General features: G+C 44.2%; 7 protein-coding genes and 1 pseudogene. All 8 read right to left on the bottom strand.

The features are described 5' to 3' along the window. A pseudogene (locus F6K52_RS28135) lies at positions 1 to 542 on the bottom strand (hypothetical protein); the annotation flags it as partial. A 219-nt stretch (positions 543 to 761) separates the two neighbouring features. Beyond that, complete coding sequence (locus F6K52_RS28130; protein WP_293086340.1) at positions 762 to 2588, bottom strand: phycobilisome rod-core linker polypeptide; 1827 nt, start codon at positions 2586 to 2588, stop codon at positions 762 to 764. 309 nt (positions 2589 to 2897) lie between these two features. Beyond that, positions 2898 to 3032 carry a hypothetical protein gene (locus tag F6K52_RS28125; RefSeq protein WP_293086336.1) on the bottom strand — a complete coding sequence of 45 codons (135 nt, stop codon included), beginning with the start codon at positions 3030 to 3032 and terminating at the stop codon, positions 2898 to 2900. Positions 3033 to 3185: 153 nt separating this feature from the next. Then, positions 3186 to 3947 carry a phycobilisome rod-core linker polypeptide gene (locus F6K52_RS28120; RefSeq protein ID WP_293086332.1) on the bottom strand — a complete coding sequence of 254 codons (762 nt, stop codon included), beginning with the start codon at positions 3945 to 3947 and terminating at the stop codon, positions 3186 to 3188. Positions 3948 to 4099: 152 nt separating this feature from the next. Further along, positions 4100 to 4894 (bottom strand): phycobilisome rod-core linker polypeptide, encoded by a 795-nt coding sequence (locus F6K52_RS28115; RefSeq protein WP_293086329.1) that lies wholly within the window; start codon positions 4892 to 4894, stop codon positions 4100 to 4102. 42 nt (positions 4895 to 4936) lie between these two features. Further along, positions 4937 to 5728 (bottom strand): phycobilisome rod-core linker polypeptide, encoded by a 792-nt coding sequence (locus tag F6K52_RS28110; RefSeq protein WP_293086326.1) that lies wholly within the window; start codon positions 5726 to 5728, stop codon positions 4937 to 4939. Between the two features lie 190 nt (positions 5729 to 5918). Next, on the bottom strand, positions 5919 to 6788 hold the full coding sequence (locus F6K52_RS28105) for a phycobilisome linker polypeptide (protein WP_293086323.1): 870 nt from the start codon (positions 6786 to 6788) through the stop codon (positions 5919 to 5921). A gap of 507 nt (positions 6789 to 7295) precedes the next feature. Then, the coding region (locus tag F6K52_RS28100) for a HEAT repeat domain-containing protein (protein ID WP_293086320.1) at positions 7296 to 7828 on the bottom strand (533 nt) is incomplete at its 5' end.

The following is a 7828-nucleotide window of genomic DNA, read 5'->3' as shown; positions in this document are numbered from 1 at the left end:
TGTTCAGCAGTTTCAGATTTTTGGTCAGCTAGCTGCTTCTGTAATTTCTTAACCAGATTAGATTGCTCTTTAGCCTGCTGTTGCAAAGACTGATAACTTTCGGTCTGTTCAGCAGTTTCAGATTTTTGGTCAGCTAGCTGCTTCTGTAAGTCTTCAATCAAAGTAGCTTGCTGTTGAGCTTGCTGTTGTAAAGACTGGTAATCTTCTTGGGATACACCAGAAGCACCAGGCTCAGACACATCAGTTTGTAGCGGTTGCTTACCCTCTATAACCTGAATCTTGGTTTGAGATTTTGTGGCTCCATTGTTAGAGGATGTTTCCTTTGGCTCCGGTGGATTTTCCAGGGCAATAGTCATACTTGCCTGCTGGCATGCGATCGCAATATTACCTCTGGCGATACGCTCAATTAGTTCCGAACGGGACAATCCAGTATTCTGAGCCATCTGAGTCAACAAGCCAATGCCTGTAGGGGTCAGGGATATCCCCACCTTGGACTTACCTTCTGAATACTGGCTAGCAGTTTTACGGCTTTTCTTGGGCATTGGCTTTTCCTCCGGATCAGCTATTTAAAGTCTATATATTTTACTGTTAAAAGTACCTCGTTAAAAGCTTTATTTAGAAGCTTTTGTTCAAAGCTTGTATTTGCCAGGTAGTTGTTGAGGGTTGACCGCTGTCATTCAACTCTCAACAGTCAACCCTCAACAACCTAAACATTTCTATGACAACTCGCCATAGAGATAATCCCAGCTCTAATAACTACTCTAATAACTACGAGGACGCCACTTATTCAACTGGGTTTCTGCAATCATAGCTAAACGCCGCTGATCAGCAATCTTTTCTTGTAACGTAGCAATTTCCTGGGCCTGTTTTTCAGACTTTTGTTGGAGAGCTTCATAACTGTCTGGCTCTACAGTCGCTGCTGCCATGGGGATTGGGGCTGCAATGCTGGTGAAACCAATACCACCATTGGTCGAAGAACTGTAAGACTGCCATTTGCTATACTGTGATGCTCCAAAGCTAGCCAATGGTCGTAAGTCTGCCAGCTGTTGCTGCAAGCTTTCCAGCAGTTCTTCTTGCTCTTGGCATTGCCGTTGGAGGGCTTGATAGGCTTCTGAGCGTTTTTTCTCAGCTTCTGGGGTAGCTTCCTGCGGTTGAATTTTGGGCTTGAGTACTTCATCCAATAAGGCTTGGATATCAGTAACTGGGGCTTGCCCAAGGGGATTATTATAAATAATCGATTTATTCAGCCTTGGTGGATTCCCTGACACATTGTCTTTATCAGAACTAGAAACGCTGGGCATCAGCACCAACATGTTAGTAAACCCAAGCAGCTTTTTACCTGTTTGGGTTTTATAGCCCCGGTAAAAGGGTACAACATTCTCCCCAAACACCTCTTGGTACTCGTCACTATCGATATAGGAATCAATATCCGCCTCGAAACCTCCTTGATCCAGTACTTGGCTGTGATAGAAAGTCTCAGAGTAGTCATCAGGAGCACGACCGAGCAAATGCTTAAAATTCAGCTCAATTGACCGGTAGCGGGGACAGATATCGAAAAACCTTGACCGATACAACTCTGACTTTGCAACCTGACGCACAAACTCACGAACAGTGATTTCCCCTCGCTTGATCTGGGATTCTGGCACAGTCAGCCGTTCACTCTCCATAACATGGGCATTTCCCAAAACCTGACGATAAACTGCTCGAATCACCGTCTCAATTTCTGCTTCCGAGCGACCTGGCCACAGCTCAATCGGATCAATTTCTTCCCAGGCTTGATACTGGCGTTGCCAGGTTTGAGTCGTGTTTTGCAAGAGTTTTTCAGCTTCGGTGAGAATCTTAGGTGCTGTTTGAGTTTCTGTGGAACTTCCTACTTGGGCTTTATTGAGACCTAGAACATTAGCCAGGAGTTTATTAACATCAGTAGGTTTTACGACATCACCAGCTCCAGAAAGCGGCTCCATATTACTGGGACTATTGGTCATCAGGAACTGATTCAACCGAGACCAATTCCCCCGCCAAACATTGGGTTTATCGGTACCAGGTGCGCCACGCAACAGTTTTAAGATATGGGTAAATCCCACTGTACTTTTCCCGATCTGGGTTTTGTACCCCCGATAATAGGGAACCTGGTTTTCCCCAAAAGCTAGCTGGTATTCTTCGCTATCGATATAAGAATCGATTTCAGTCTCATAACCGCCTTGATCAAGCATGCTCGTATGCTCAATAACTTCCTCATAGCTTTCAGGAGCTCGACCAAGAAGATGCTTGAAATTCAACTCAATGGCTCGGTTACGAGAGCAACTCTCGAAAAATCGGGAGTAGTAAAGCTCAGATTGAGCCACTTGGCGCACAAATTCGCGGACAGAAATTTCTCCCTTTCTGAGTTGGGATTCGGCAACGGTGAGCCGTTCACTATCCATGACATAGGTATTCCCCAACACTTGCCGATAGACAGCCCGAATCACAATTTCCACTTCTTCTTCAGAATGACTAGGCCACAGTTCAACTGGGTCTGTGTCTTGAAATGCTGCTACCCCTAATTGCGAGGCGCGTGTTAGTACAGGGTTTATAAAACCAATTACCATTTAAAAGACCTCCAAATCCATTGTTGTTAAATGTTGTTAATTAAAGTTAATAAACAACTAATATAAAAACTTGCTTACGAAAAATACTTTCTTCGCTTTATAGTGAATTCACTTTAATTAAAAAGTCTTTATCTGTGAATATCAAAATTATTATATTGATTAAACACTCTTATAAGTATTAACTTACTTTTGGTTAACGTGAAGCTTTTTATATGGTCTTGGTTGATTGACAGTAGGCCGATTTACTTAAAAAACTCCTAAAACCCTTAATTTTAGTAGGAACATTAAGCCTATAGTCATTTTTGCTTATTATATTTTGGTGACACAGATTTTACCCTCTAGTACAACTTTGCGATCGCTATAATCACTCAGAGTGCTAGTGCCATCTGCAATCAATTCTTGAAATCGGTAAAGTACCTTGAATTTCTTTAGTTGTGAATTCAAAAAAACTCAATACCACTGTCAACAGTTAATCGGTACCTAACTAATCAATAGTGTTAGTTTTTAGAAATTAGCTGTTTATTGCTCACAGCCTATTTCCAAAAACTAACATCTAGAGACTTAGCTCATATCAACTACTGAATCCGGACAGTCAACCTAACCGATTTCAGTAATACTGACAATTTTGCTGCCCATTTTGTGCATATTTTGAATCCTCGCCGACAGCTGGTCGTAACCTACCTCATAGGTAGCATTACTCCGCTTAAAGCGAGAACCAACACCAGCTTTAGCTACAGTAATCTTAAAGCGTTTGCCTGTATTCGCGTAATTACCTGAAGCTCCAACAGGAGCAGTAATCTTGGTAGACAGATTAGCCGCTAAATCACTAATCAGCTTGGCTTGGTTACTGCTATCACTGGTAGCATCTCCACGGATCAAACAAAATGTCCGATTAAAGGCTACGTTCTTAATTCCAACTTCGGTACTATTACTACGAGGATAGGGAACAATAAACTCGCCAAAATTAAACTGATACTCGTCGCTATCGATATAAGAATCGATGTCCGCGTCGTAGCCAGCAGTGTTATAAATTAGGACATGTTCGGCAATTTCTGTCTGATCCTGGGGAGCACGACCTAGAAAATGCTTGTAGTTGAGCTCAATGAAACGATACTGGGAAGCAGAATCAAAAAACAGGGACTTATACAAGTCTGATTTAGCCACCATGCGCACAAAGCCCCGTACACTGATGTCCCCATTGCGCAGCATCGATTCAGCACTAGTTAAGCGATCGGATTCCAGCAAGTGCGGGTTACCTAGAACCTGTTTGTAAACTGCCCGAATCACTGTCTGCAGATCATCTTCTGTTGCACCAGCACGCAACTCTACTGGAGCAGCATCCATTACCCAAAGTGACATTTAAATTCCTCCTAAATTCTTTGCTCAAATTTAGCTGACTTACACAGCTATTCACGTATTATTTCCCAGTTATCAGTTACTAGTTACCAGTTAACAGTTTTTCTTGATTACCATTAACTGTTAACTTAGTAACTGATAACCGGGCTACTTGATCAATTTAACTCAGTAACACTGAGAATCTTGCCACCGCTTTTATGAATACTCTGCACTTGTTCAGAGAGTTGCTCGTAGCTAACCTGATAGTTCAGGTTGCTATACTTATTCAACCGGGCTACACCAGCGCATGTGGAAACAGCAATCTGGTAACGCTTGCCAGTATTACCATAACCTGCACCATTTCCAACTGCTGGAGCCTTAACTTTTGGAGATAGATTACCAGCTACAGACGTGATTAGCTGAGCTGATTTTCCGCTATCACTGGTAGGAGATCCTCGCAATAAGGAGAACATCCGATTAAAGCCCACATTCTTAATTCCCAATTGGCTACGAATGCTGCGGGGGTAGGGAACGACGTTCTCGCCAAAATTCTGGAGATATTCGTCACTATCGATATAAGAATCGATTTCAGCTTCATAACCCTGTTCATTGTAAAGGCTGACGTGCTCAGAGATTTCAGCTTGATCTAGGGGAGCACGACCCAGCAAATGCTTGCAATTAAGTTCAATGAACCGATAGGGAGAAGACCCCTGGAAAAATCGAGATTGATACAGGGCTGATTGAGCGACCATGCGCACAAAGCCACGGACAGTAATATCCCCATTGCGCAACATTGATTCCCCATTAGCGAGTCGCTCGCTATCCATCAGATGGGCATTGCCCAACACCTGCTTGTAAACAGCTCGAATTACCGTTTGTAAATCATCTTCAGTAGCAAAAGGTCGCAATTCTAATGGAGCACCTTCAAAGGCATCCAAGCCTAGAACAGCTGACCGAGTTAAATTTCCCATTTCTATCTCTCCTTTAAAACTTCCGAAAAAAAAACCCAGACATTAGGAGATTTCTGTAATGCTGACAATTTTTCCGCTAGTGCGATTAATCCGCTGAATTTGGGGTGTCATCTTGCTGCCAGGAACAATGTACTCAGTGGTACTACGACGGCGACGACCGCTGTACATGGCACCCCGGACAACAATTTTGAAGGTCTTTTCGGTAGCATCAGCATAAGCGGCAGCACGACCACCTGCCAGTGGCACAATTTCGCTGGTGCTATTGGTGGCAACTGCTTCTACCAAGCAAGAGCTTTTTGTAGCGCTATCAATTTCTGGACGACCCCTTACCAAGGAGAGGGTACGGTTATAGCCCACCTGCTTTTGGCCGATTTGGCTACTAGCACCACAATAGTAGGGTACGGTATCATCCCCAAAATTCTTTTGGTACTCGTCACTATTGATGTAAGAATCAATTTCAGCATCGTAGCCCTGCTCAATACAGATACGGATGTGTTCCGAAATTTCTGTCTGATCTAGGGGAGCACGACCCAATAAATGCTTAAAGTTCAGCTCAATAAATCGGTACGGCGCACAGGATTCAAAATACCGAGCGCGATAGAAGTCTGATTTGGCAACAGCCCGGACAAATTCCCTGACAGTGATGCTGCCATCGCATAATTGCGATTCAGCATTCACCAGCCGCTCGCTCTCCATAATGTGGGGGTTGCCCAAAACTTGACGATAAACTGCCCGAATTACAGCTTGTACTTCATCAATGCCGCTAGTGGGCCATAGTTCAAAGATGGTATCTGAATCTAGACCAAACTTGGCAGTAGGCGCTGTACTGACCATTTAAATTTCTCCTTGCAAAAAACTTATTCAAAATAGAGGGGATTTTCCTTGCCAAAACAAAGCAACCAACCCTTCATTGAACTGCACCTCTACCTTCTTTGGCAGCAAGCCAACTAGTTTGCTGCCAAAGCACGCAGAAATACACGAACTTTTCCAGATTAGAAACGTTTGAATCCCGATTGAATCCTAATTACACAACGGTGATGCTTGCAATCACGCCACCCTGCTTATGAATCCGCTGATACTCTTTGGACAGCTGATCAAACGGAACCAGGTAGACTTGGTTACTGCGCCGGAATTTGGATACCCGATTCACTGCACCAGGGGACTTATAGCCAGTTACCTCAATGCGGTACACCTTACCTTCAGCACTAGCTCCAGAACCATGGCGAGTTCTTGCACCCAATGGTGTATCTTGGAAAGACCAGCCAGATACCCCACCAGATGGGGGAATCACTGCTGTAGGAATTTCTTGAATTACATTCTTATTTAGACAGGGAGTATTGCCAGCCAAGCTCCCTTTGAAGTCGCTACTAGATGCTCCTCGCAACAGTTGGAACATGTGGGTAAAACCAAGCATCTTCTTGCCTGTTTGGGTTTTGTAGCCCCGGTAGAAGGGAACCGTGTCTTCCCCATAGACTTCCTGGTACTCGTCACTGTCGAGGTAGGAATCAATCTCTGCCTCGAAGCCTCCTTGATCCCAGATAATACTGTGAGCTTTCATCTCATCGAAGCCATCGGGAGCCCGACCAAGTAAATGTTTGAAATTCAGCTCAATTACCCGGTAACGGGGGGATTTGTCAAAAAACCGGGAGCTGTAAGCATCCGATTTAGCTACTGCCCGCACAAATTCCCGAACGCTTAGTTCACCTAGTTTAAACTGAGACTCTGGGACAGCCAGTCGCTCACTTTCCATGACATAAGCATTGCCCAAGACTTGCCGATAGACCGCCCGAATCACGGCCTCAGCGTCCTCGCTTGAGATACCTGGCCATACTTCAATTGGATCTGTGTCTTCAAATAGGCCGACACCTAGCTGTGATGCTGGTCCGAATGCCATTAACAGATTCTCCTAGATAGCAACAAATTTTTTAATCAGGGTTTTCTCAGGGTGTTTAAAAAACTTTACAAGCTTTTAAACAACAACATAACCTCGAGCTCGACTCCTGATTAAGGAATCTTGGGAGCTCATAGCTCCTGTGAGCGAGATTGTGTCAGTGTTTTACACCTTCACACCTTCATTTATACAATGCCCTGATCACCCTAAATTATCAAGATTTGTAAACTTCTAGGATTCTCTGTGATTGAAACTGACGACTATCTTAGAAATTATGAATTATAAAATATTACTTATTATAGGGAACAGGGAACAGGGAACAGGGAACAGGGAACATAAAAAAAATATCTGTACCTCATAAATATGAGAACAGCTAGATTTCTGATTTTTTTTAAGCTACCCTAGACCGAACACTCAGGGCGAACAACCTTGGGCAAAACGCCACGGGTGCGCGTTCAACCTTCAACCCTTCAATCCTTCAACACTTCAACCCTTTAACCCTTCAACCTTTCAACCCTTCTTAATTTGTGCGATCGCTACCTTGACCAGTTGGCGAATTTCCTCTCGGTCATCGGATAACTTGGCTGTTAATGGGGGTAAAGCCGCTTCATCCTTTAGCTTCCCTAATGATAAGATTGCCCTCCGCCTCACTTCTTGGCTGGGGTCTTCCAGTAACGGGATTAAATGGGGAACCCCTAACTCGGGGTCAAGTTGGCTCACCGATGTAGCTGCTTCGGCACGAACATTGACAGATTCATCTTTCAGTGCTAACAAAATAATTTCTGTAGCCTGGTCATTACCTGGTTGATCTACCAAATTAGCGATCGCTCCGACTACTGCCATCCGCACATCTTCCGATTCGGAGTGGATTGCCTGATACAGGTGCTCTGCTGCCTCTGCGCCAATGAAAGCCAGTGCCCAAGAGGCATGACCTTTGGCAGATTGGGGATAATCTGCTGATTCCAACACCTCAATCAACTTTGGAACAGCCGCTTCTCCCATTCTGGCTAAGGCTCCAGCCGATGAACTCTTGACCACTGTAA

Source organism: Moorena sp. SIO3H5 (assembly GCF_010692395.1).
In the GTDB taxonomy this organism is placed as follows: domain Bacteria; phylum Cyanobacteriota; class Cyanobacteriia; order Cyanobacteriales; family Coleofasciculaceae; genus Moorena.
Note: the sequence above shows the minus strand (reverse complement) of the source record. Positions and strands in the feature narration are given on the sequence as shown.